The following is a 20,723-nucleotide window of genomic DNA, read 5'->3' as shown; positions in this document are numbered from 1 at the left end:
AGTCATTACCTTTCGCTGATAGGTGGAACCGTTCTCGGCTTAGCGCCTTTGTAGTCAGCACTTGGACGAATAATACGGTTATTTGAACGTTGCTCCATAATGTGAGCAGACCAACCTGTTACGCGTGAACAGACAAAAATAGGGGTAAACAATTTAGTGGGAATACCCATGTAGCTGTACGTTGAAGCATGGAAAAAATCAGCGTTACAGAATAATTTTTTGGTATCCCACATGAATTCTTCACAGGCCACTGAAATATCGTAAAGTGAGGTATCACCATTTTCAGCCGCTAACTTTTCAGACCATGCTTTAATAATGACATTACGTGGGTCTGAAGTACGGTAAATTGCGTGACCAAAGCCCATAATTTTTTCTTTACGTTCAAGCATACCCGCCATTTTTTCTTTAGCGTCGCTTGGCGATGAGAATGATTCAATCATATCCATTGCGGCTTCGTTAGCACCACCATGAAGTGGACCACGTAATGTGCCAATAGCGCCGGTAACACATGAAAACATATCAGACAAAGTTGAAGCACATACACGCGCCGTGAAGGTTGAAGCATTAAACTCATGTTCTGCATATAAAATTAATGATACGTCCATAACACGTTGATGCTGTGCTGATGGGCTTTCACCATTGAGTAAGCGCAAGAAATGTCCGCCTAAAGAGTCTTCGGTTGAGGTACAGTCAATTTCTACACCGTCATGAGAGAATTTATACCAGTAACACATAATGGCAGGAAATGCGGCTAATAAGCGATTGGCGGCTTGGTTTTGCTCGCTAAAATCATTTTCTGGCTCTAAATTACCTAAGAATGAACAACCGGTGCGCATAACATCCATTGGATGAGTTTCTTTTGGAATAAGTTTTAATACCGCTTTTAATGCTTGCGGTAAGTCGCGCATGGCAAACAACTCAGCTTTATAAGTGGCGAGTTCTTTTTCATTAGGGAGTTCGCCATGGAAGAGTAAATAAGCAACTTCTTCAAAGGTACTGTTTTCAGCTAAATCAGCAATATCATAACCACAATAGGTTAAACCTGAGCCTGACTCACCAACGGTACAAAGCGAAGTTTCACCCGCACTTTGACCACGTAAGCCTGCACCACCAATTTTTTTATCTGCTACTTTTACATCTGACATACTATTTTCCTCATATTCTTTTGTTGGGTTAGTCGCTTGTATCGCTGCTAACTTAGTTTTATTTTATTATAATATCTGTTACTTATTTTTGCCTTCTGTGAACAAAGCATCAAGCTTTTGCTCGTAGTCGTGGTACCCCAAGTAATCGTATAAATCCATACGCGTTTGCATATTGTCTATTTCAGCTTTTTGGTCACCATCATCAAGTAAGGTTTTGTAAACCGACTCAGCCGCTTTATTCATCGCACGAAATGCTGATAATGGGTAAAGTACCATCGCACAACCCCACTCACCTAGTTGCGCTTTGTTCCATAATTCAGTTTGGCCAAATTCGGTAATATTAGCGAGCACTGGCACATCTAACGCTTCGGTAAAAGCGCGATAATGTTCTTCTGTTTTAACTGCTTCGGCAAAAATACCATCAGCCCCCACGGCAACATAAGCTTTAGCTCTTTCAAGTGCCGCTGCTAAGCCTTCTTGAGCAAAAGCATCAGTACGAGCCATGATAAAGAAGTCTTTATCAATACGCGCATCTACAGCGGCTTTAATACGGTCAACCATTTCTTGAGTTGAAACAATTTCTTTATTTGGACGATGTCCACAACGTTTCTGCGCCACTTGGTCTTCAAGATGAACCGCGGCTGCCCCTGCTTTTTCCATATCGCGAATAGTTTTAGCGATGTTAAATGCACCACCCCAACCGGTATCTATATCAACCAACAAAGGTAAACTTGAAGCAGCAGTAATACGTTGAACGTCAGCAATAACATCATTTAAAGAGGTCATACCTAAATCTGGTAAACCATATGAAGCATTGGCAACACCACCACCTGAAAGGTAAATCGCTTGGTGACCTAATTGCTCAGCCATCATCGCGCAATAAGCGTTGATAGTACCCACTACTTGTAAAGGTTTATTGTTTACTAGTGCTTGACGGAATTTAGCGCCAGGTGAAAGTTGCGTAGACATAGGGTTTCCTCTTAGTTTTGTTAAATAATTGTTGTGCTATTTGTTAAAGCCACTTGTCAGCTTTACTTTTATTTATTGTGTTGCGCTATTTTGTAGCGCTATTTTCTTTTCGATATTTTTTCTTGATGCGGCAATATGACGTCTCATCAAAATTTCAGCAAGTTCGCCATCTCGGTCACAAATCGCTTGGATAATATGTGAATGTTCTTCAAAGGCACGGGTTGCGCGTGGGCTATGCATGCCAAATTGAATACGGTACATACGCACTAAGTGGTAAAGCTGCCCGCAAAGAATATTGATTAATTGTTGATTATGGCTACCTAAAATCACTTTATAGTGAAAGTCTAAGTCGCCCTCTTCTTGATAATAAGCAACACCATCGATAAGGTCTTGTGAGTTGGCGTGTTGAGCGAGCATATCTTGCATTTCGGCTATTTCATCATCGCTCATATTAATTGCCGCTTCTCGACAAGCCATGCCTTCAAGCGCTTCACGAACCACGTATATTTCTAATAAGCCTTCGATGGTGCAATCAACAACTCTTGAGCCAACATTGGCTTTACGCTCAATTAAATGACATTTTTCTAAACGATTGAGGGCTTCTCGCAAAGTAGAGCGACTGATTTCATATTGCTTAGCTAACCCGGGCTCACTAATTTTGCTGCCTGCTGCTATTTTTCCATCAACAATCGCATGAAGTATGGCATAAAAAACTTTGTCTGCAGTGGTCACTGGTTCTTGTAAGGTTGGATTGTCTAATGCCATAAGTATGCTAGCGCCATAATTGTCTTAACGAGGTAATTGTCGACATTTACCGATTTTAAAAATCATACTAAAGCACACAGCTTAAAAGTCAAGTAGACCAAAGTATAATTGTCGACAATTTAGTTATTGAATTAGGTGTAGGCGCTGAGGGAATTAACCAAAAAACCAATAGCAAACCGCTATTGCTGCAGTAATCCCAGCTAAATCAGCAAGTAAGCCACAGGCAATGGCATGTCGACTATATCGAATACCCACAGAGCCAAAATAAACGGCTAGTACATAAAAAGTTGTTTCTGTTGATCCTTGAAAAATTGATGCTAATCGACCGGCAAAAGAATCGGCACCATGGGTTTTCATCGTTTCAATCATCATAGCTCTGGCACCAGAGCCACTTAACGGTTGCATTAACGCGGTAGGCATCGCATCAACAAAGCGGGTGTCAAACCCTAAAATCATCACTAACTCCCTAAAACTGTCGACAATTAGTGTTAATGCGCCACTGGCACGAAAGACGCCAATAGCGACCAACATCGCCAATAAATAAGGAATAAGTTTAATACTGGTATCGAAACCTTCTTTAGCCCCTTCTATAAAGCTGTCGTAGACATCGACCTTTTTTCGAACTGCTGCCAAGATAAAAATAATTAAGGTCGAAAAAATTAAAAAATTGCCTAAAAATGACGACTGTTCGGCAAGTGCTTGTGAGGTCAGCATCGAGAAATACACCACTAAACCTCCTACTAAAGCAATCGCTGCAGATAAATAGAGTAAAATAATTGAGTTATACAGCTTAATTTTTTGCACTGTGGCTACCGCTAATAAACCAGCGAAAGTTGAAGCAAACGTTGCCAGTATAATAGGGACAAAAACATCGGTAGGGCTAGCAGCTCCCTGCTGAGCGCGATAAACAAACACAGCAACGGGAAAAAGTGTAACGCTTGAGGTATTTAAAACCAGGAATAATATTTGTGCATTGGTCGCGGTATCTTTTTGGGGATTTAATTGCTGAAGATCTTGCATGGCCTTTAAACCAAGCGGCGTTGCTGCATTGTCTAAACCCAAAAAGTTAGCCGATAAATTCATCGTCATTGAAGCAATAGCCGGATGACCTTTAGGGACGCCTGGCATTAAACGGGTGAATAACGGCGAAATAGCGCGCGCAAGCTTATCCATTAAACCGGCGTTTTCAGCAATTTTCATCATGCCCAACCAAAAGCTTAAAATACCAATTAAGCCAATCGCAATATCAACGGTTACTTTTGACATTGAAAAAAGCGCTTGCACGAGTTCTTCAAAGATTAAAAGATTATCAAGAAAAAACCATTGATAAAGCGCCGAGCCAAAAGCAATAAAAAAGAAACTGATCCACAAACGATTTAACACAAAGATAATCTTATTAGTCATAGATAATGAAATTATCATGACATATTAGCCGCAGTAATTACAGTCAAATAGGCTTGTAGACAGGTGGAGAGAAATAACGGCACACTAGCGGTGTGGGTATTAGCCATAAAATACAAGACAACAAAACAAATACTATTTATCAGTAACTTATAATAAATTAAATTTAAATTAGCTTTTAAAAAAGTTTACACTACAATTAATCACACAGTGTAAATATCAATCAATTGCTCGCGATTTTTAATTTTTATTTTACTGATTTTTATCGATGTAAATAGTGTTTATTAGCGCACGGCTCATGCTTTACGAGCCATTCCCTTGGGCCCGAGCTAGCAATAGTTTCGGGCACTTTTTTGCCTTTATTTTAGCTTAAAAAGTCGTTTGAAATTTGCCGTTGAAAGCTCGGCTATCGTTTCAACTGACTGACCACGAACGCTGGCTAAAAATTTAGCAACATCGACTACATAAGCGGGTTGATTTTGCTTTCCTCTGTGAGGAACTGGCGCTAAGTAAGGTGCATCTGTTTCAATTAAAAATCGATCATCGGGGACAAGTTTAGCAACTTCACGTAATTCACTGGCATTTTTAAAGGTAACGATACCAGAAAATGAAATATAAAAACCAAGGTCAATCGCTTGCTTTGCCATATCCCAAGTTTCGGTAAAGCAATGTAAAATACCACCAACATTTGCGGCATTTTCTTCACGAAGAATATCTAAGGTATCTTGCTGAGCATCACGAGTATGAATAATTAGCGGTTTATTTAATTGATTCGCAACACGGACATGTTTGCGAAAAGAATCGAGTTGCACCGCTTTAGTTTCAGGTGCATAAAAATAGTCTAAGCCAGTTTCACCAATCGCAATAACTTTGTCGGTTTGTGATAAACGGGCAAGCTCTTCTTGGTCGATTAAATCATCTTGATTTAGTGGGTGAGCGCCACACGACAACCAAACATTATCATATTTAGCCGTTTTTTCTACCATGCTAGGAAATTCTGCTAAGGTTACGCTAACACACAAAATCTCGTCTACTTGAGCGGCGGCGGCGGCTTTTAAAACATTGTCTAACTCGCCATCAAACTCGGTTAAATCCAGCCTATCTAAGTGGCAATGTGAATCTATAAACAAACAACTTTCTCCAATAATTTTTTAATTAAAACAAAATTCTACATTGACAATGTTGGCTCTGAAGAGCTCAATAGGCGCCCTATCAACTTTTCAATTTGATTACGCACATTGTCATTATCTTCTTCAAAACTCACACCAATACCCGCTGGTGTACCATTTTGAGCGCCTATTGGCGTTAACCAGCATACTTTACCTACAACACTTGATGGCTCTAAGGCGTCAGGCAAGGTGACTTCAAGTGTTACTTCATCGCCCAGATTAACCTGTTCCTGACTGCGGACAAATAGCCCTCCATTTTTAACAAAGGGCATATAGTATTGATATAATTCTCTGTCAGATAAAAATTCTAAGCTAAATTGTTTCATCGTTATTCCTCAAATTTATCTTATGAGTTAGTTATTATAATCTTATTTTTCTTCGGTAACTGCTGTTATGTCAACGAGTAGCTTTTCAAAGATGAATTGAGCTAGTATTGCTTGCTATTCGCATGCACTTATTTTTCTATTTTTCTTCTATAACGGCTGTTATGTCAACCAGTAGCTTTTCAAAGATGAATTGTTTGTTTGCTTGTATTAACAATTTAAGTTGTTTAATAGCAGATAAAACTAATTGATATATTGACCATATTACCTGCTCATTCAAGATAATGTCGCCTTTTAACCAATTATATTGTTGGCGCATCAACTTAACCATGACTTTTTCTAACCAACGAACGCTATTGGTGTTATCAACCAGTAAACTTAATATTTCACTACGTTTAATAGTTTTATTTTGCAAAAAAGTAAAGAAACAGCTCTCAAAATGTTGGTATTGGTCATTAACAAAACTGTCAGAGAGTTCTTTTAAGTGACTCAAGTTAACAAAAGGGTCGCTACCAGATTGCTTAAGCTCAGCTAATAATTTTTCACCAACCGGCGGCCGAATATCAATCACATAACAACGACTAATAATGGTCGGTAATAACGTTTCAACTTCAGAGGTTAATAAAACAATATAGTTATTAGCATTAGGTTCTTCAAGAGTTTTCAATAAGGCATTGGCCGCAGAGATTGTCATATGATGTGCTGCGGTTATTAATGTCGTTTTACAATGACCTATTTGCGCTGTTTTTTCGAAAAAACGACTCGCTTGTCTCACTTGATCAACACCAATACTTTTTCCGCCACTTTCAATAAGCAAATGGTCTGGGTAAGTATGACTTTTATGCAGTAAGCACGCCTTACAGACGTTACACGGTAAGATAATACCCTGCGAGTTTTGGGGTTTAGTACAAGACAAAACCTGAATAAGCCACAGCGAAAGATCACTTTTACCCGCGCCTTCGACACCATTGATCAAGATGGCATGCGGTAATTTTATTTGCGTTATTTGCTTTGATAACAAAAGTTGCTGTTGCTCTAACCAACTGTGCATTAGTGTTTCCTGCTAACGGTGATAGTCATTAATAGCTTTTTAAAAATTCGTTTACCGCTAATCGAATATTATTATGTACAACAGGCATAGGCGCACTGGCATCAATAATTTTAATCGTTTCATCGGCTAACGCAATTTCAAGATACTTATTACGGACACGATGAAAGAATTCTATTTTTTCTAATTCGATACGATCCAATGCCCCTCGAGCTTGCGCTCTTGCTAAACCTAGCTCAGGAGATATATCTAAATAGAGTGTTAACTGCGGCTTAAAGCCTTTTAAGGTCACTTGGGCAATTGTGTCCATAAGTTCATCGTTAAATTGCCTGCCACCCCCTTGATAAGCCCTTGAGCTTAAATCATGGCGGTCACCGATGACCCATTGACCTTTTTCTAATGCCGGAAGAATTCGATTCGCCATTAGCTGACTGCGGCTAGCGTACATCAATAATAATTCAGTTTCTTGTGTCAATATTTCTTGGTGATCGGCAGATTTCACGATATCGCGCAATGACTCCGCTAAAGGAGTGCCTCCTGGCTCTCGAGTATTAATAAAATCAATACCATGCTCGGTGAGTATTTTTTTAACCACTGAAATAGCTGAAGATTTTCCTGCTCCTTCAATACCTTCAATGACAATAAATTGACCTTTATTCATTTTTTACTTCTTATGCAATTTTTAGTTCAACTGATATTTTTTTACTGCCGCATTATGATCTTTTAAATTAGTTGAAAAGATATGCTGACCTTTGCCATTACTGACAAAATATAAATAATCTGTTGTTAATGGGTTTAACGCGGCATGTATGGCACTTTTACCAGGCATAGCGATAGGTGTAGGTGGCAAACCATTAATTCGGTAAGTATTATACGGTGTTTTCTCGCGCAAGTGACGATATTTGATGTCTCCTTGGTAACGTTCACCTAAACCGTAAATAACGGTTGGGTCAGTTTGTAGGCGCATCTTTTTGTTTAAACGGTTAAAAAATACCGATGAAATAATGCCATGCTCGGCATTTTTGCCACTTTCTTTCTCAATTATTGATGCCATGATCAACGCTTGATACTTATTTTTATAAGGTAAAGGTTCGGCGCGATTTTGCCACGCTAGATTTAATTCAACGGACATTTGTTGTTGAGCACGTTTTAACAATTCTATATCGGTAGTACCGGCAGTAAACGCGTAAGTTTCTGGGTAGAACAGCCCTTCGGGATTAACGTGTTCAATATTGAGTTTACTCGCGATGTCAGCCACCGAAGTTTGCTGAAGCGTGTGCACTAGGTTATCTGTTTCACTCAACTGCACTAACCATTCCTTAAAGGTTGTTCCTTCAATAAAAGTCACAGTAAATTGATGCTCTTTACCGGCAACTAATTGCGCCAACAAATCCTCGACAGAAACGTCTTTATTAATTTGATAAGTGCCCGCTTTTATATTCGCATACTCGGGCTTAAGCCGAACATAATTACGTATCCAAAAACGCGTATTGAGCCAGCCCTTTTTGATCAGTTGTTCTGAAAAGCGACTAAACGAGGTACCGTCTTTAATGGTTAATAGTTGGGTGGATGAAATATTGAGCGGCTGTTTCATTTGATAAAAGGTATAGGCAACTAAAGAGGCGCTTAACATCACCACGGTGAAAAACGACACAGCAAATATTATCTTAATTTTTTTCATTTTTAGCTAATATCCTCAATAAACTTAGCCATATCACGACAAGGCATTAATGCTAATTTTTGATGTTGAAATTGTCTAACCGGCATAATACCCATAACACTGTTGCAAATAAACATCGCTTGGATATTAATAAGCGCGGCAAGTTTTACGTTAACGACCTCAATTTTACAATAATTACCCGTAGTCTGTAAGATATGATTACGCATTAACCCTTCGACACCTGACTCTTTTAATTTTGGTGTGTACCAAACATTATTTTTCAGCCAAAAGACATTCGCCGCACTTGCTTCAACAATATCATCAAAATAATTTAGTACTAATAAATCATCTTCTGCTCGGTTATCAACTTCCTGGCGAACAAGCACCTGCTCAAGACGATTAAGGTGTTTTATCCCTGAGAGTAAAGGGCTAATACCTAACTTTAATGAAGATACGCCCAAGTGAAGACCTTGTTGTTGCATGTTTGCATAATGCTCTGGAAAAGGGTGAAAAGTAATAATAACGTTACTTGTTTGGCAGCCTTGTCGAGAATATCCTCGCCCACCATCACCTGCCGTTATAATCACTTTTGTTACAGACAAAGTATAACGCTCTGCTACAGCCATTAATTCAATAATGACTTTGTTCATATCTGGCAAGGGAATATTGAGCGTTTTACAGCTCATGGTTAATCGTTCAATGTGAGACGCTAATCGTTCAACTTTACCATCAAGCACTTTCGCAGTAGTAAAAACGCCGTCACCATAAGCTAAGCCACGGTTATTGATTGAAGGGTGTTGCTCTACTTGACCATTAACACTTTGATAATACATATTGGGTTTCATTAGAAATAGAAAAGCCTGAATACTGATGACTAGTATTCAGGCTTAAACAATTAACTGCAAGGTTTAGTTGATGATATTTCTCGGTTATTGCGCTTAAACTTTTTTAAAGATTAATGAACCGTTCGTGCCACCAAAGCCAAAAGAATTACATAAAGCATATTCTAAATTGGCATCACGTGCTGTATGAGCAATATAATCTAAATCACAACCTTCGCTGGGATTATCTAAATTTATTGTTGGTGGTACCACATTATTCATTAAGGCTTGCACCGTAAAAATAGTTTCAATCGCACCTGCTGCGCCCAACAAATGACCGGTCATTGACTTTGTAGAGCCCATCATAAGTTTATAAGCATTGTCACCAAATACCGATTTTACTGCGTTGGTTTCGGCAATATCGCCTGCGGGTGTTGATGTACCATGAGCGTTAATATAACCAATTTTACTTTGGTCAACTTTTGCATCATTAATCGCATTAATCATCGCGCGCGCACCACCTTCGCCATTGGCCGGTGGCGAGGTCATATGGTAAGCATCAGCACTCATACCAAAACCAACCAGCTCAGCATAAATTTTTGCACCACGCGCTTTTGCATGTTCAAATTCTTCAAGCACTAAAACACCTGCGCCATCACCTAGTACAAAACCGTCGCGGTCTTTGTCCCAAGGACGTGAAGCTTGCTCTGGTGAATCATTGCGCGTTGATAACGCTCGTGCAGCACCAAAACCGCCAATACCCGTTCGTGTTGAAGCTTTCTCAGCTCCACCGGCTAACATAGCGTCAGCATCGCCATAGGATATCATACGAGCCGCATGACCAATATTATGCACACCACTTGTACAAGCCGTTGCAATAGAAATGTTAGGACCTCTTAAGCCGTGCATCATCGACAAGTGACCAGAAATCATATTTATAATAGTAGAAGGCACAAAAAATGGTGATAATTTGCGAGGACCTGCATTAAGCATTTTCTCAACATTTTCTTCAATTAATCCTAGGCCACCAATACCAGCACCAACAGCAACACCAATTCTATGGGTGTTTACATCATCAACTTCAAGACCTGAGTCTTTAAAAGCCTGCATACCCGCGGCAACACCATATTGAATAAAAAGATCCATTTTCTTGGCTTCTTTTCGTGCAATATAATCTTCTGCATTAAAGTTTTTAATTAAACCTGCAAACTTAGTGGTGTATACAGAGGTATCAAAATGTTCAATATTACTAATGCCACTTTTACCCAGCAATAAATTTTGCCAAGTAGATTCAGGACAGTTGCCCAAAGGGCTCAACATACCAAGACCGGTAACAACAACGCGTCTCATGACTATGTGCCTCCGCTAAGAGTTTATAAGGAAAAAGAAATCGTTATATTCTCATATTGAGAAAGTAACAATATATACCCGATCCACTTCAAGATGCAGTTTCAGAATTAAGCTAGGAAATCAGTTCAAGGCGCGATACGAGGATAATCGTTATTCCCTTACCAAGTATTGCAACGCTGAGCTCGCTTTATAGCTTATCTGCAACGTTATTGATTTCAACAATAGAATAACTATTCTCTTCAATCAATGTTTTGCCCATACAGATATAAGTACTTGGGTTATGTACGGAATGTATAACCTGTGCTGCTTACTCTTTATCGACTGCTGAGACCTACATCTTGAAGTGGTACGAGTATGAATCGGAGATAAAAAAACAGGCGGTAAAAACCGCCTGAATGTGTACTTTAAATTCTCATTTAAAAGCCTGGCTTGGAAACCAGTAACTAAAAACTAATAATTAACGTTGTAATTATTGGTTAGCAGTAACGTAATCAACAGCTGCTTGCACAGTTGTGATTTTTTCAGCTTCTTCATCTGGAATTTCAGTATCAAATTCTTCTTCTAACGCCATGACTAATTCAACAGTGTCTAAAGAGTCAGCACCTAGGTCGTCAACAAAAGAAGAGCTGATTTTAACTTCTTCTTCACTTACACCTAATTGTTCAACTGTAATTTTTCTTACGCGTTCTTCAATAGTACTCATTTTTTTTCCTTTCTAGAAAATATAATTTTTCGTAATTGTGTGTAGTTTATTCGTCAACAGCCTAGCTTGCAAGCTTCTAATTTTAATTTTCGTCTGGTCTAACCTGTTGACTGCTCTAAATTTGTTCAATTTGTTGGTTCAATAATATTAAGCCAACTAATTAAACCATATACATACCGCCGTTTACATGCAATGTTTCGCCAGTAATATATGCTGCACCATCGGAAGCTAGAAAAACAACTGCGTTAGCAATTTCTTCTGGCTTACCTAAGCGATTTGCCGGTACTTGAGAAAAAATACCTTCTTTTTGCTCATCTGTTAAGGTTTGTGTCATATCGGTATCGATAAATCCCGGCGACACAGTATTAACAGTTATGCCACGAGATGCAACCTCACGCGCTAATGATTTTGTAAAACCAATCAATCCAGCTTTTGCGGTTGCATAGTTTACTTGCCCTGCATTGCCCATAGTGCCTACTACTGAGCCAATATTAATAATGCGACCATTGCGTTTTTTCATCATAGCGCGAATAACCGCTTTACTGATTTTAAACACAGATGAAAGATTAGTATCAATAATATCTTGCCATTCATCATCTTTCATTCGCATAAATAAATTGTCACGCGTAATACCCGCATTATTGACTAATATATCAATGCCACCATGATTCTCTTTGATCGCTACAAACATAGCGGCAATAGAATCATTGTCAGTAACGTTAAGCACTAAACCATGGCCTTCGCCTAGATATTCGCTAATGTTATCAGCGCCATGTGCAGATGTTGCTGTACCTAATACCGTTGCACCTAAAGCTTTAAATTGGCTTGCAATGGCTTTGCCGATACCGCGACTTGCGCCAGTAACTAAGACGACTTTTCCTTCAAAAGAAAACATAATTTACCCTATCTAATTGTTTCTAATGCTTCAGTTAATGATGCTTGATCATTAACTGAAACACTGGTGATTGTTTTGTCGATACGTTTAATTAACCCTAGTAACACTTTACCTGGGCCAGCTTCTACAACGAATGAAACACCGTTTTTTGCGAGTAGCTCTATCGTTTCTGTCCAACGTACAGGACTGTACAACTGCTTTATCAAGGCTAATTTTATTGCTTCAACATCTGTTTCTGCAACAACATCAACATTATTTACCACGGGAATTTCTGGTGTATTAAAAGTGATATTATTAAATGCTTCCGCGAGCTTGTCAGCGGCATCTTTCATCAATGCGCAATGCGATGGCACGCTTACCGGTAAAGGTAGCACACGTTTTGCGCCCGCTTCTTTACATAAGACACCGGCACGTTCTACCGCAGCTTTATGACCGGCAATAACGACTTGTCCTGGCGAGTTAAAATTAACAGCCGCAACCACCTCGTTATCTTGTGCTTTTTCACAGGCATCAATAATCGCTTGATCATCTAGACCAATAATAGCAGCCATAGCGCCAACGCCCTCAGGTACAGAGGCCTGCATAAATTCGCCACGTTTCTCAACTAACTTTACACCTTCTGTTAAAGAGATAACACCCGCACAAACTAATGCCGAATATTCCCCTAAACTGTGACCCGCTAACATTGCCGGTTTACAATCAGACTGTGATGACCATAAACGCCATAATGCAACACTGGCGGTTAATAGTGCCGGTTGGGTAAAGTTTGTTTGATTGAGCTTTTCTACGGGACCCTGCGCAACTAATTGCCAAAGGTTATAACCTAAAGCAGCAGACGCTTCTGAAAAAGTATTTTGTACGACTTCATTGTCAGCAAAATCAGCTAACATACCGACAGTTTGTGAACCTTGACCGGGAAAAACAAACGCTAAATTATTTTGCATTTTATTACCTAATGTTTATTTGTGTTTTAATTAAAGGTGTATTGATGATACTTAATGGATTATTTTCTTGATAAAAAGATAATGCTTTAAATACGCTTTATGTTAACTCAATACTAATAATTTATTTGCGACCACAAGCAAAACCATTTTCAAGTTTGTCTTTTATTTTTTCTGGCACTTGACGTTCAATTTCTTTTATCGCCTCTAATATCGCCATATAAAAAGCTTTTGAACTGGCATCACCGTGACTCTTGACCACAATACCGCGTAATCCTATCAGACTTGCGCCGTTATACTGGTCGGGGTTCAGGGGTTTAAAGAGTTTTTTTAACGTTGAGGACAATAAACGTCCAACAATTCGGGTAAAAATGTTGCGAGACAACACAGTATTCATTTTTTGGTAGACTAAACGAGCAACACCTTCACAGGTTTTCAGCGCAACATTACCGACAAACCCATCACAAACAATCACATCTGCTTTGTTCGTGAAAATATCATTACCTTCGACAAAGCCGATATAATTAATATCACTGTTTTGCGCTAATTTTGCTGCGGTTTGTTTTATATGGTCACTGCCCTTCATTTCTTCTTCACCCATATTCAACAAGGCTATACGTGGCGACTTAATGCCATCGACCTGCTCTGCCATAACAGAGCCCATAACAGCAAACTGGTACAAAACATTAGAGTCACAAAAAACATTTGCACCTAAGTCGAGCATAAAAACATGTTTGTTTTCATCATGGGTAGGAAGAGAAGAAATTAATGCTGGACGTTCAACACCAACGAGTGTTTTCAAAACGAAATGGGCCATTGAAAAAAGTGCACCGGTATTGCCAGCACTTACACAGGCTTGTGCTTTTTTTTCATGAACAAGATCAAGAGACTTTCGCATTGAAGAATTTTTTTTGTTACGCAAAGCAACAATAGGTTTATCGTCCATTGCCACTATTTCAGTGGTTGGAAAGATGGTCAATTGGGGATGGTTAGCACACTGGCATTTGGATAATTCAGCGTTAATAATATCGACATCACCGCAAAGAATAAGATGAAGTTCTGGAATGTTTTTCACTGCTAAGATGGCAGCAGGAATTGTTATAAGGGGGCCTTTATCGCCCCCCATAACATCTAACGCTATGGTTAGATTTTTCAAAGCAATCAGCTTACTTGTTGATTACTTGAACACCTTTGTAAAAGCCATCAGCTGTTACATGATGACGACGGTGTGTTTCACCAGATACTGGATCTACTGATAAGTTTTCTGTTGTTACTGCGTCATGTGAACGGCGCATGCCACGTCTTGAACGAGACTTTTTGCTCTTTTGAACTGCCATTAGCTACTCCTAAAAATCGGTTAATCGTTATTAATTAAATAAGTTGTTTATTTAAATTTCTGTAATATATCAAATGGGTTTGGTTTCTCAAGCTCTTCAGGCAATTCGCCCCATACACTGTCAACTGATGCCTGACACTGACTGGGCTCATGCATTGCAATTAACGGAATTGCGAGTAATAACTCTTCTTCCACTAATTCTAGCAGGTTAACTTCACCATTTTCATCTAATTCTATTGCGTCATAATATGACGGCAATGCTTCAGCGGCTTCATCATCTTTAGCAGGACTTAGAGTAAACTCTACATCCAAATCTATTATCAATGGTTCAGTACAACGCTGACAAATTAATGCTACTGATACGGATCCTGTTCCTGATATGACATTCAAGCCGAGATCGTCCACATCAAAATTAACATTAACCTGCATCTGCTCATTGCATGGAGTACACACTTCAAGCAATCTATTCATCCCCGACACTTCAAAGAAGCCGTCACACACCAACCTGCGTTGGGCGCTCTTTCGGGGGTTTATCATTATCGGGAGTTTAAGATTTTGCATAAGGCGCGCATATTAATGTGCTTGCCCCCTGCTGTCAAAAGAAAAATAACAATTTTTCTTTAAAAATTAAAGAAAGCCCACATATTATTGTATAACTGTTTATATTTTGAGTAATTCCTGTGAAAACTTTAGTTTTAGCTTCTACATCACCTTTTCGAAAAATTATTTTAGAAAAGTTAAATTTAGCTTTTGATTGTGCAAAACCTAATGTCAATGAAACACCATTAATTAACGAAACAGCCATTGAACTTGTGGAACGTTTAGCCGTAGAAAAAGCAAAGGCAGTTGCCAGTCAATTTCCGAATGCGCTGATTATTGGTTCAGATCAAGTGGCTTTGTCTGCAGGAAAGATATTAGGTAAACCGCACAATTTTGAAAATGGCTTTAAACAACTGAGCAGTTTTAGTGGCAAAGCGGTAGAGTTTCATACGGGTTTATGTGTGTTCGACAGTTCAACAGGAAGAAGCCTCTCGTTGGTTGATTTATTCACCGTACACTTTAAAGAACTCTCTGCACAAGAAATTACTGCCTATTTACATGCAGAAGTGCCTTATAACTGCGCAGGGAGTTTTAAAAGTGAAGGACTAGGTATTTGCTTATTTGAAAAGCTTGAGGGGGATGATCCTAATACTCTAATAGGTTTACCGTTAATTAGACTGATTAGTTTACTTAAAGCCCAGGGGTTAGATGTGTTACAAGAGCAAAAAACAGCAATAGCATCCGTCGTTTAATCGGTGTGTGTAATAGCCGAATTAATTTAGCTTAGTTGCCGGCAGCAACGTTTGCTATTTGACTAAGCAATCAAATAACAAACAGTTAATGACAATAGCGACAGGTATTACCCCTTAACCGCCCTATTTAACAATAATTGATGTAGTTCAGCCAATGAGCCAACAATCGCCTTTGGTTGATACGTTGACAGCACTTTTTCATCGTGGACACCATAAGTTACTCCAATACTATCAACCCCTGCTCTTTGCGCCATTTCAAGGTCAAAAGAAGTATCACCTATCATCACCGCTTGATGCTTTTCAATCTTTAATTCTTTTAACAAACTATTGATCATATCTGGATCAGGTTTAGAAATACTTTCATCGGCACATCGAGAGGCATGGAAAAAGTGCTCGGTATCACTCGCTAACCAAACACGTTGTAAACCTGCTCGTGCTTTTCCTGTCGCAACCGCTAAAATTTTATCTTCATTTGTTAAATTTACTAATAATTCAAGCGCATGATCAAATAAAGGGGTTGGCGTAGTATTTACTTCAACATATTGATGCTTATATTGTGCCGTTAATAATTGTACCTGCTCTTCATTAGCCTCAGGAAATAATGTTGCAATCGCTTTAGGTAAACTTAAACCAATAATTTGTTTCGCTTGATGATAAGCAGGTGGTGCAAGTGATAATGCAACAGCCGTGGCTTGCATTGAGAAAACAATACGATCGACAGAGTCCATTAAGGTGCCGTCCCAGTCAAAAATCACTAATTTATAGTTGTGCATATTTTCTCTTTTGGTCATTTAATAATTGAGGTCTTATTTGCTCATAAGTGTTTAGCTTGTATAACCAAGATAACGGCGTGAAGCTAAATTTACTTTAGTATCACGCCGGGGGAATTACTTTAGTTTTGTTAGTAAATTTTGTAACGAATGCTCTAACGGTGCTTCTATTTTAATTCTTTCATCGGTACTTGGATGGGTAAACTCGATACTAGCCGCATGTAAAAATAAGCGCTTAAGTCCTAGTTTTCTCATGTCTTCATCAAAGTTTTCATAGCCATATTTTGAATCACAAGCGATAGGGTGACCTTTAATTTGACAATGCACACGAATTTGGTGAGTACGACCCGTAACAGGAAAGGCGCGAATGAGTGTGGCATTTTCAAAGTTTTTTAACACTTTAAAACGCGTTTCTGATTCTTTACCATTAATGTTATCGACAACAACGACACGTTCACCCGATTTTAAATCATTCTTTTTCAAGCCTTCCGTTACACGGGTTAATTTAGTCGACCATTGCCCCTTCACTAAGGCATGATAAAATTTCTGCACCGTTTTATTACGCAACTGCTCATGTAAGTGACGTAAAGCTGAACGTTTTTTAGCAATAACTAAACAGCCTGAAGTATCTCTATCGAGTCGATGAACAAGTTCAAGCATTCTTGCGTCGGGGCGTAAAGCTCGCATGGCTTCAATTAAACCAAAACTTAAACCACTACCACCATGAACTGCCATGCCGGAAGGTTTGTTAATAACAATTAAACGGTCATCTTCGAACAATATTTGTTTTTCTAAATTAGCGACAATATTTAACTTAGTAGACACTTCATTAGTATTTTCAGAAATACGAATGGGCGCAACACGAATCAGATCCTCATCTTGTATTTTGTATTCTGGTTTAGTCCGTTTTTTATTAGCCCTTATCTCGCCTTTTCTTAATAGGCGATAAATCATGCTTTTCGGCACACCTTTTAAGGTTTTTAATAAAAAGTTATCTATTCTTTGACCAGCGTCTTCGCTATCGATTGTATAAAATCGAACTTGGGGTTTTGTATTTTCATTCATAAAAGCGAGTTTAACATATATATTTTCATTTTAGCGTAATTAACTCAGCGATTTAATTGCCTTTTGCCTCAATTAAGTGGGATAATCTTGGCGTTATTGTTTATTTAAGACAATAAGGTAAAAAATAGAAGCTTTTAGCGAAACGTAAGAGGCAAAATGCGGCCACATTAATGTGCGTTATCACGATAAATTATTATCGACGACACATTAACCGAACGGCCTATTGCAAGAATTGACCTGAATAACAAGTCAAAAAACGGCATAAACATTTTAGTCCCGCGCAACGAAAGCTATTTTGTAATGATATAAACCAAATTAGATAAATTTCCATCGAGCAACAAACCGAATAGTAAGCCAAAACGCCGAATTTCAAACTGCTCAACAAATATCAATTTGATAATATCGAGCACAGCACAATTTGCTGCGCGCATGAAGAAACAATTTTTCTTGGGTGAATATCACCTGAGGGTACAATCAGATTAAATAACAGCTTACAGCGCACTATGGCGCTGTAATATGACACCCGAGAGGCTGACAAATTGCTGTTACCATAGCGATAAATTGCTTTGTGTTCGAAGCTTATAGTGTTGTGACTAAAATGAGTCACTAAAACTATGAAACGTATGTTAATTAACGCTACACAATCGGAAGAGTTACGTGTAGCACTTGTCGATGGTCAACAACTTTATGATTTAGATATCGAAAGTCCTGGTCATCAACAAAAGAAATCAAATATTTATAAAGCAAAAATTACGCGTATAGAGCCGTCTCTAGAAGCTGCATTTGTTGACTATGGCGCCGAACGTCATGGTTTCCTACCGATGAAAGAAATCGCACGCGAATATTTCCCTAAAGGTTATACCTTTCAGGGTCGTCCTAATATCAAAGAAGTCTTGCGCGAAGGCCAAGAAGTTATAGTTCAAATTGATAAAGAAGAACGCGGCCAGAAAGGCGCAGCGCTAACGACTTTTATCAGTTTAGCCGGTAGTTACTTGGTATTAATGCCAAATAATCCTCGTGCTGGTGGTATTTCTCGTCGCATTGAAGGCGATGAACGCACAGATTTAAAAACCTCTTTAAACAAATTAGAATTACCTAAAGGCATGGGCTTAATTGTTCGCACTGCTGGTGTAGGTAAAGACTATGAAGAATTAGACTGGGATTTAAACGTTCTTTTACACCATTGGAAAGCCATTTCAGAAGCGGCAGAAACTAAACCTGCTCCCTTTCTGATCCACCAAGAAACTAACGTTATCCTTCGTGCTATTCGTGACTATTTACGCCGCGATATCGGTGAAGTATTAATTGATCGCCCGAAAACATTCGAAAGTGTTAAAAAACATATAGAAGTGGTTCGTCCTGATTTTTTAAGTAAAATAAAACTCTACACGAACGATGTTCCCCTATTTACTCATTACCAAATTGAAACACAAATCGAATCTGCGTTTCAGCGTGAAGTAAGACTTCCTTCTGGTGGCTCAATTGTTATTGACCCAACTGAAGCGATGACATCGATCGATGTTAACTCTGCCCGCGCAACTAAAGGTAGTGATATAGAAGAGACAGCATTTAACACTAACTTAGAAGCTGCTGAAGAAGTTGCTCGTCAATTACGTTTACGTGATTTGGGTGGTTTAGTCGTTATTGATTTTATTGACATGACACCTGTGCGTCATCAACGTGAAGTTGAAAATCGCATGCGTGATGCTGTAAAACAAGATAGAGCTCGTATTCAATTAGGTCGAATTTCTCGTTTTGGTTTATTAGAAATGTCGCGTCAACGTTTACGCCCTTCTATCGGTGAAACTAGCCAAGGCGTTTGTCCTCGTTGTAATGGTACTGGACACGTACGTAGTGTTGAATCATTGGCCTTGTCTATTTTGCGTTTAATGGAAGAAGAAGCCATTAAAGAAAATACGCAACATGTACAAGCTCAAGTGCCTGTACCTGTAGCGACTTACCTTTTGAATGAAAAGCGTCGTTCAGTATTTCATATCGAAAAACATCACGGCGTTAATATTCTTATTATTCCTAATCCTCATATGGACACACCACAATATGAAGTCATTAGAGTAAGAACTGACGAAAGTGTTGAAGAAGCAAGCTACGAAAGAACCATTACTGAAGCTTCAGTTGAAGAAGCTGTAATGCCTAAATTCGATAAGCAAGCCGCTAAACGTGACGAGCCAGCATTACAAGGCATGTCTTCACCTAAGCAATCAGCACCGTTAACCGCAGTAAAACCTGTAGCGCCTGTCGCTCCAGTTAAAGAATCTGCGGGCTTATTTGATGGTTTAATTAAGTGGGGTAAATCACTCTTCGCTGCCGAAGAGGAAGTTGCACCTAAAGTTGTTGAACCTGCAAAGAAACCTGAAAGCAACAACAGTGAACGTCGTCCGCAACGTGGTCGTCAAGGTCAACGTCGTAACAATAATAATCGTAACGAAAACCGCAACGATAACAGAAATGCTAATCGTAACGACAAACGTAATGATACTCAAAATGAAGATCGTGCTGATATCAAGCCAGTCATTAATGACAATAAAGACAACATTAATGAAAATAAAGATAACAAGCCGAATAAACAGCCTCGTAAAGCGCCAGTAGAGCGTAATACTAAGCCTAAAGAAGAAAAAACTACAGTACGTCGTCAACGTCGTAACAACAGTAAAAAAGTACGTATTGTTGATGAAAACTCAACGGTTGTTAATAACGCTGCGTTAAGCAAAATAGCCGCAGAAGAAAAGGCTCAAGTAGTCGCGACTATCGATGAAGCGGTAACCGTTGAAACAGTAGCTACACAAGCCGACGCTGCACAGCCAGAGCTTAGTGAGACTAAAACTAGTGATGAACAACGTCCTAGAAACCGTCGTTCACCTAGACATTTACGCTCTAATGGACAACGACGTCGTCAACCTGCTGAAAATCAGGCTGTTGATGTTAACGCAGCAGCAGTAACAACTGAAGTTAGTGAAGACCCTGTTGAAGCAAGATATCCTGAAACGCCTGTAGTTGAAGCACCAGTAGTTCAAACACCTGTTGCTGAAACGCCTGTTGTTGAAACGCCTGT

At 39.0% G+C, this 20,723-nt stretch carries 21 protein-coding genes; 2 read left to right on the top strand and 19 right to left on the bottom strand.

Annotated elements, in window-relative coordinates; translation table 11 throughout:
• Positions 1–5: 5 nt before the first annotated feature.
• The 17 genes from prpC to yceD form a co-directional block, all read right to left on the bottom strand.
• Complete coding sequence (gene prpC / locus H4J67_RS17155) at positions 6–1,145, bottom strand: 2-methylcitrate synthase (protein ID WP_182169913.1); 1,140 nt, start codon at positions 1,143–1,145, stop codon at positions 6–8.
• 78 nt (positions 1,146–1,223) lie between these two features.
• Positions 1,224–2,114: a methylisocitrate lyase gene (prpB, locus tag H4J67_RS17150; RefSeq protein WP_182204457.1), complete on the bottom strand. Its 891-nt coding sequence runs from the start codon at positions 2,112–2,114 to the stop codon at positions 1,224–1,226.
• 72 nt (positions 2,115–2,186) lie between these two features.
• On the bottom strand, positions 2,187–2,879 hold the full coding sequence (locus H4J67_RS17145; protein WP_182169907.1) for a GntR family transcriptional regulator: 693 nt from the start codon (positions 2,877–2,879) through the stop codon (positions 2,187–2,189).
• A gap of 153 nt (positions 2,880–3,032) precedes the next feature.
• Positions 3,033–4,262, bottom strand: a complete 1,230-nt coding sequence (locus H4J67_RS17140) for a nucleoside recognition domain-containing protein (RefSeq protein ID WP_182204455.1) — start codon at positions 4,260–4,262, stop codon at positions 3,033–3,035.
• 377 nt (positions 4,263–4,639) lie between these two features.
• Complete coding sequence (locus H4J67_RS17135; RefSeq protein ID WP_182169905.1) at positions 4,640–5,410, bottom strand: TatD family hydrolase; 771 nt, start codon at positions 5,408–5,410, stop codon at positions 4,640–4,642.
• A 38-nt stretch (positions 5,411–5,448) separates the two neighbouring features.
• Positions 5,449–5,775, bottom strand: coding sequence for a PilZ domain-containing protein (locus tag H4J67_RS17130; RefSeq protein WP_182169902.1), 327 nt, complete (start codon positions 5,773–5,775; stop codon positions 5,449–5,451).
• Between the two features lie 136 nt (positions 5,776–5,911).
• Entirely contained in the window at positions 5,912–6,823 is a 912-nt protein-coding gene (locus tag H4J67_RS17125) for a DNA polymerase III subunit delta' (RefSeq protein WP_182169900.1), read from the bottom strand.
• 28 nt (positions 6,824–6,851) lie between these two features.
• Positions 6,852–7,481: a dTMP kinase gene (gene tmk / locus H4J67_RS17120; protein ID WP_182169898.1), complete on the bottom strand. Its 630-nt coding sequence runs from the start codon at positions 7,479–7,481 to the stop codon at positions 6,852–6,854.
• A gap of 21 nt (positions 7,482–7,502) precedes the next feature.
• Positions 7,503–8,501, bottom strand: a complete 999-nt coding sequence (gene mltG, locus H4J67_RS17115) for an endolytic transglycosylase MltG (protein WP_182204453.1) — start codon at positions 8,499–8,501, stop codon at positions 7,503–7,505.
• Positions 8,502–8,503: 2 nt separating this feature from the next.
• Entirely contained in the window at positions 8,504–9,325 is an 822-nt protein-coding gene (pabC, locus tag H4J67_RS17110; protein WP_182204451.1) for an aminodeoxychorismate lyase, read from the bottom strand.
• A gap of 93 nt (positions 9,326–9,418) precedes the next feature.
• Positions 9,419–10,657 (bottom strand): beta-ketoacyl-ACP synthase II, encoded by a 1,239-nt coding sequence (gene fabF, locus H4J67_RS17105; RefSeq protein WP_182170302.1) that lies wholly within the window; start codon positions 10,655–10,657, stop codon positions 9,419–9,421.
• 463 nt (positions 10,658–11,120) lie between these two features.
• Positions 11,121–11,354 carry an acyl carrier protein gene (acpP, locus tag H4J67_RS17100; protein ID WP_070376501.1) on the bottom strand — a complete coding sequence of 78 codons (234 nt, stop codon included), beginning with the start codon at positions 11,352–11,354 and terminating at the stop codon, positions 11,121–11,123.
• Between the two features lie 160 nt (positions 11,355–11,514).
• Entirely contained in the window at positions 11,515–12,249 is a 735-nt protein-coding gene (fabG, locus tag H4J67_RS17095; RefSeq protein ID WP_070376500.1) for a 3-oxoacyl-ACP reductase FabG, read from the bottom strand.
• 8 nt (positions 12,250–12,257) lie between these two features.
• Positions 12,258–13,193: an ACP S-malonyltransferase gene (gene fabD, locus H4J67_RS17090; protein WP_182169894.1), complete on the bottom strand. Its 936-nt coding sequence runs from the start codon at positions 13,191–13,193 to the stop codon at positions 12,258–12,260.
• Positions 13,194–13,314: 121 nt separating this feature from the next.
• Positions 13,315–14,316: a phosphate acyltransferase PlsX gene (plsX, locus tag H4J67_RS17085; protein ID WP_404842806.1), complete on the bottom strand. Its 1,002-nt coding sequence runs from the start codon at positions 14,314–14,316 to the stop codon at positions 13,315–13,317.
• A 40-nt stretch (positions 14,317–14,356) separates the two neighbouring features.
• The gene (rpmF, locus tag H4J67_RS17080) at positions 14,357–14,527 is read right to left on the bottom strand and encodes a 50S ribosomal protein L32 (protein WP_070376498.1); all 171 of its coding nucleotides are present in this window, start codon (positions 14,525–14,527) and stop codon (positions 14,357–14,359) included.
• A 47-nt stretch (positions 14,528–14,574) separates the two neighbouring features.
• On the bottom strand, positions 14,575–15,087 hold the full coding sequence (gene yceD / locus H4J67_RS17075) for a 23S rRNA accumulation protein YceD (protein WP_182169892.1): 513 nt from the start codon (positions 15,085–15,087) through the stop codon (positions 14,575–14,577).
• 119 nt (positions 15,088–15,206) lie between these two features.
• Here yceD and H4J67_RS17070 point away from each other — a divergent pair, with 119 nt between their 5' ends.
• The gene (locus H4J67_RS17070) at positions 15,207–15,818 is read left to right on the top strand and encodes a nucleoside triphosphate pyrophosphatase (protein WP_182169890.1); all 612 of its coding nucleotides are present in this window, start codon (positions 15,207–15,209) and stop codon (positions 15,816–15,818) included.
• A 107-nt stretch (positions 15,819–15,925) separates the two neighbouring features.
• On the opposite strand, the gene H4J67_RS17065 is transcribed toward H4J67_RS17070, so the two are convergent.
• Both H4J67_RS17065 and rluC read right to left on the bottom strand, forming a co-directional pair.
• On the bottom strand, positions 15,926–16,591 hold the full coding sequence (locus tag H4J67_RS17065) for an HAD-IA family hydrolase (protein ID WP_182169888.1): 666 nt from the start codon (positions 16,589–16,591) through the stop codon (positions 15,926–15,928).
• Positions 16,592–16,705: 114 nt separating this feature from the next.
• The gene (gene rluC, locus H4J67_RS17060) at positions 16,706–17,653 is read right to left on the bottom strand and encodes a 23S rRNA pseudouridine(955/2504/2580) synthase RluC (RefSeq protein ID WP_070376494.1); all 948 of its coding nucleotides are present in this window, start codon (positions 17,651–17,653) and stop codon (positions 16,706–16,708) included.
• 614 nt (positions 17,654–18,267) lie between these two features.
• Between rluC and rne the strand changes: the two genes are divergently transcribed.
• Positions 18,268–20,723: ribonuclease E (rne, locus tag H4J67_RS17055; protein WP_182204450.1), on the top strand; the 2,456-nt coding region annotated here is incomplete at its 3' end.

It is taken from the genome of Colwellia sp. BRX10-4 (assembly GCF_014077465.1).
Taxonomy (GTDB): Bacteria; Pseudomonadota; Gammaproteobacteria; order Enterobacterales; family Alteromonadaceae; genus Colwellia_A.
Note: the sequence above shows the minus strand (reverse complement) of the source record. Positions and strands in the feature narration are given on the sequence as shown.

What these genes read in the sequence shown, in the direction of transcription:
- H4J67_RS17125 (WP_182169900.1), bottom strand. Translation starts at nt 6,823, where the DNA reads ATGCACAGTTGGTTAGAGCAACAGCAACTTTTGTTATCAAAGCAAATA.
- H4J67_RS17065 (WP_182169888.1), bottom strand. Translation starts at nt 16,591, where the DNA reads ATGCACAACTATAAATTAGTGATTTTTGACTGGGACGGCACCTTAATG.
- H4J67_RS17145 (WP_182169907.1), bottom strand. Translation starts at nt 2,879, where the DNA reads ATGGCATTAGACAATCCAACCTTACAAGAACCAGTGACCACTGCAGAC.
- yceD (WP_182169892.1), bottom strand. Translation starts at nt 15,087, where the DNA reads ATGCAAAATCTTAAACTCCCGATAATGATAAACCCCCGAAAGAGCGCC.
- rluC (WP_070376494.1), bottom strand. Translation starts at nt 17,653, where the DNA reads ATGAATGAAAATACAAAACCCCAAGTTCGATTTTATACAATCGATAGC.
- fabD (WP_182169894.1), bottom strand. Translation starts at nt 13,193, where the DNA reads ATGCAAAATAATTTAGCGTTTGTTTTTCCCGGTCAAGGTTCACAAACT.
- mltG (WP_182204453.1), bottom strand. Translation starts at nt 8,501, where the DNA reads ATGAAAAAAATTAAGATAATATTTGCTGTGTCGTTTTTCACCGTGGTG.
- rpmF (WP_070376498.1), bottom strand. Translation starts at nt 14,527, where the DNA reads ATGGCAGTTCAAAAGAGCAAAAAGTCTCGTTCAAGACGTGGCATGCGC.
- pabC (WP_182204451.1), bottom strand. Translation starts at nt 9,325, where the DNA reads ATGAAACCCAATATGTATTATCAAAGTGTTAATGGTCAAGTAGAGCAA.
- plsX (WP_404842806.1), bottom strand. Translation starts at nt 14,316, where the DNA reads ATGGGGGGCGATAAAGGCCCCCTTATAACAATTCCTGCTGCCATCTTA.
- prpC (WP_182169913.1), bottom strand. Translation starts at nt 1,145, where the DNA reads ATGTCAGATGTAAAAGTAGCAGATAAAAAAATTGGTGGTGCAGGCTTA.
- fabG (WP_070376500.1), bottom strand. Translation starts at nt 12,249, where the DNA reads ATGTTTTCTTTTGAAGGAAAAGTCGTCTTAGTTACTGGCGCAAGTCGC.
- acpP (WP_070376501.1), bottom strand. Translation starts at nt 11,354, where the DNA reads ATGAGTACTATTGAAGAACGCGTAAGAAAAATTACAGTTGAACAATTA.
- tmk (WP_182169898.1), bottom strand. Translation starts at nt 7,481, where the DNA reads ATGAATAAAGGTCAATTTATTGTCATTGAAGGTATTGAAGGAGCAGGA.
- prpB (WP_182204457.1), bottom strand. Translation starts at nt 2,114, where the DNA reads ATGTCTACGCAACTTTCACCTGGCGCTAAATTCCGTCAAGCACTAGTA.
- H4J67_RS17130 (WP_182169902.1), bottom strand. Translation starts at nt 5,775, where the DNA reads ATGAAACAATTTAGCTTAGAATTTTTATCTGACAGAGAATTATATCAA.